The sequence below is a fragment of the Clostridium sp. SGI.024 genome (assembly GCF_050315195.1).
In the GTDB taxonomy this organism is placed as follows: Bacteria; Bacillota; Clostridia; order Clostridiales; family Clostridiaceae; genus Clostridium.
The window spans coordinates 1-3,538 of the sequence record NZ_JBNPON010000117.1 but is presented as its reverse complement, the minus strand read 5'-3'; the positions used below and the strand labels follow the sequence as shown (position 1 = coordinate 3,538).

The 3,538-nt window shown below is 27.7% G+C and carries 3 protein-coding genes, 2 tRNA genes and 1 rRNA gene; 1 reads left to right on the top strand and 5 read right to left on the bottom strand.

Annotation, left to right across the window (positions count from 1 at the left end; translation table 11 throughout):
• Nucleotides 1-198: 198 nt before the first annotated feature.
• The gene (locus ACQRD5_RS16815) at nucleotides 199-1,002 is read right to left on the bottom strand and encodes a pyruvate, water dikinase regulatory protein (protein ID WP_291632177.1); all 804 of its coding nucleotides are present in this window, start codon (nucleotides 1,000-1,002) and stop codon (nucleotides 199-201) included.
• A gap of 178 nt (nucleotides 1,003-1,180) precedes the next feature.
• On the opposite strand from ACQRD5_RS16815, the gene ACQRD5_RS16810 reads away from it, so the two are divergent.
• Complete coding sequence (locus ACQRD5_RS16810; RefSeq protein ID WP_427747088.1) at nucleotides 1,181-1,918, top strand: signal peptidase II; 738 nt, start codon at nucleotides 1,181-1,183, stop codon at nucleotides 1,916-1,918.
• 68 nt (nucleotides 1,919-1,986) lie between these two features.
• Here ACQRD5_RS16810 and ACQRD5_RS16805 read toward each other — a convergent pair.
• The 4 genes from ACQRD5_RS16805 to ACQRD5_RS16790 all read right to left on the bottom strand — a co-directional run bounded on the left by ACQRD5_RS16805 (nucleotide 1,987) and on the right by ACQRD5_RS16790 (nucleotide 3,533).
• Nucleotides 1,987-2,062, bottom strand: a tRNA-Lys gene (locus tag ACQRD5_RS16805).
• Between the two features lie 5 nt (nucleotides 2,063-2,067).
• Nucleotides 2,068-2,184: ribosomal RNA gene (rrf, locus tag ACQRD5_RS16800) — 5S ribosomal RNA — on the bottom strand.
• A 173-nt stretch (nucleotides 2,185-2,357) separates the two neighbouring features.
• Nucleotides 2,358-3,308 (bottom strand): L-lactate dehydrogenase, encoded by a 951-nt coding sequence (locus ACQRD5_RS16795; protein WP_294166882.1) that lies wholly within the window; start codon nucleotides 3,306-3,308, stop codon nucleotides 2,358-2,360.
• Between the two features lie 149 nt (nucleotides 3,309-3,457).
• Nucleotides 3,458-3,533, bottom strand: a tRNA-Lys gene (locus ACQRD5_RS16790).
• Nucleotides 3,534-3,538 lie beyond the last annotated feature (5 nt).

Sequence of the window (3,538 nt, the reverse complement as noted above, 5' to 3'; positions counted from 1 at the left end):
GCCCTCAAGCGACTTTCTTATCTTATCATCCTATCTGAAATCTGTCAACACATTTTTCATTTTTATTTTTCATAATGTGTCCAGCTCTTAGGCGATGAATACATAATATCATTTAAAAATATCTCTGTCAACATATTAGAAGTATTTTTTTAATTAAATTATAATATCTTTTAAAAAATCACTTAAGAGCTGATAAAACTAATTGCTATATCCTAAATATTTTAATATTATAAGAGCTGTATCTTCTATAGCTCTTTGGGTTACATCTATAGTTTTACATCCAATCTTTCTCATTACTTTATCAGAAAACTCAAATTCCTCTAAAATTCTAGAGTCACTTGCATATTCTATACCTGTAGGAACCCTATGGAATTTATCTAATCTTCTTTTTCTTATTTCTATAAGATGAAGAGGATCTATTACTAATCCAAAAACTTTCTTTCTATCAATTTCAAAAAGCTCTTTTGGTATTTCTACTTCAGGCATAAGTGGAATATTGATAGCTTTTAGCCCCTTATTAGCTAGATACATACACAATGGTGTTTTAGATGTCCTTGATAATCCAACTAAAACTACATCTGCATTTTTTAATCCTCTATAATCTTTACTATCATCATATTGCATAGCAAATTCCATAGCTTCTATTCTTTTATAATATACATCATCTATATTTCTCATAGCACCTGGATTATTCTCAGGCATTTTATTTAATAAAGAAGAAGCTACACTTACAATTGATCCAAGTACGTTTATAACTGATATATTTTTCTCTAAGCACTTTTGAGTTAGATATTCTCTTACACTTACTGTAATTATTGTAGAAACTATAATACAGTTTTCAGTTTCATTTACTTCCTTCATTAAATCTTCAACATCATCTAACTCTTTAACATATGGTATTCTTTTAACTTCTACATCTCCTTTAAATTGACTTGCTGCCGCCAAAGATACTTGTTCTGCTGTTTCTCCTATTGAATCTGATACTGCGAAAATTTTTAGCAATTTTATTACCTCCATTATGTTTCTGTTTATTGTCAATTGTAATAATCTAAATATTTATTATTTTATTTATATTATAACAAGAATCAAAATAATTTGTCGCTACTGTATGAAATTTATGAATATCTATGTTAAAATCTTTATATCTTATATTCTCTAGGAGGAAATTATGTCTAATAAAATTAATAAAGAAAAATGGTTAACTATATGCTTGTTACCTGTAATGTGGTTGTTATATTTTGCATTTGAAATAATAACAGGTAGAGTAAATGATTTTTATACACTTATTATGAATCTACTATTAGCTATTCTTTTTTTCATAACTGGATTATTAATTTATTTTATATCAAAAAAATATCCTAATGGCTTTAGCAGTAAAATAGTAGTTATAACTTTTATAACACTTATGTTAATTGATCAAGTTACTAAAATTATAATTAAGTCTTTTTTCTTTAATAATTATGTCGAAATTATTAAAGGATTTCTTTCCTTTGATCCAATAATTAATACTGATGGTTCATGGCTAAATGCTAGATTCAATTTAAATGTAGGTTATCCAATATTAATAATTATTAATACTCTAGCTATTATTTTATTTATAGAATTGTACAGATACTACATATCAAAAGGAAATAAAGATTTTTGGGGTGATACTGCCTTTTTATTTATATCAGCAGGTGCGTTATGCTCATTAATAGATAAAATTTTTTATGGTGGTAGTCTAGATTTTATAGGTATAAGTGATTTATTCATAGCCGATATTAAAGATATATATATAAACTTAGGTATATTGTTCTTTATTATGTTAATTTATGTAAAAGGCTATTTTAAAGAAGATGAAAGTTCAACTTTAAAAGATGATTGGAAATGTATAAAAGAATTCTTTAAATTTATGAAAAAAGATATACTAAAAAAATAAGAAGGAAAAATCCTTCTTATTTTTTTATCATTAAAACAAAAAAGATCACTTCTTAAAGAAGTAATCTTTGGTGGCTTACCCGGGAATCGAACCCGGTACACCTTGATTAAAAGTCAAGTGCTCTACCGAATGAGCTAGTAAACCTTATTACCTGGCAACGTCCTACTCTCCCACACAGTCTCCCATGCAGTACCATCGGCGCTGTAGAGCTTAACTTTCCTGTTCGGAATGGGAAGGAGTGTTTCCTCTACGCCATCATCACCAGATATTTTTCCCTCAACAAGAACTTATTATATAGACATACTCCTATAATGTCAACATATTTTTTAAAATTATTTTTATTTTTTTATATTTAATATAAATAAATTCAATTTTAATGGAAAAAAGCTTTAATTAATGCCACTAAGAAAGCGAATTTTAATTCTTAATGGCATTTTAATTACTTATTCAATTTTTCTATATATTGCCTTATTATTTTATTAGATTCCTTAAATTTATTAAGTTCTTCTTCAGTCATATTTATTTCTACAACCTCTTTTACTCCTTCAGAGTTAAGGATTGCTGGTACTCCAGTAAATACATCATATTCTCCATATTCACCTTCTAACAATGTAGATACAGGAATTATTTTATTTTCATCATTTATTATTGCTTTTATAATTGCAACAGTTGCAGATGCTATTGCATAATATGTAGTTCCTTTTCTATTATAAACTTCCCATCCAGCCTTTGCCGTATCAGATACTAATTTATCTAAATTAACTTCTCCAACTCTATCTTTATTATCACTAATAACTTTACTAAATGGTTTTCCTCCTATATATACATGGGACCAAGGTACCATTTGTGAGTCACCGTGTTCTCCCATAGAATATGCTTGAACACTTCTAGGATCAACATTAAATAAATCTCCAATAAAATTTTTTAATCTTGCTGAATCAACAGAAGTTCCTGATCCTATAATATTACTTTTTGGTAACCCTGATATCTTATAAACATAATGAGCTATTATGTCTACAGGATTTGATATAATTATAAAATGCCCTTTAAATCCAGTTTTCATTATAGGTGTTACTATTGATTCTGCTATCTTTGCTGATAAATCTAATGTATCTAGTCTTGTTTGTCCTGGCTTTGGTGGTGCTCCTGCTGTAATTACTACTATATCAACATCTCCACACTCTTCATAGGATCCTACTCTTATTTTCGTATTTCTATTTAAGTATTCTATACAATGTTTTAAATCCATTACTTCCCCAAGAGCTTTATCTTCATTTAAATCTATCATAAGAACTTCATCACATATTCCTTGAGTTATTAAACTAAAAGCTGTGCTAGAACCTACTAATCCAGTTCCAACTATAGCTACCTTTCTTGTTTTTGAAAACATACAATACCTCCTGTTAATTTATTTTTAAGCTATATTTAGTTTATCATATTTCTTATTAAATATATTATTAAACTAAACAAATAAATTCCTATCATTTATTTGTTATATTTATATAATAAAAAAAAATCCTAAACTTACGTTTAGGATTTTGGTGCGTCATCAGGGGATCGAACCCGGGACACCCTGATTAAGAGTCAGGTGCTCTACCAACTGAGCTAATAACGCATATA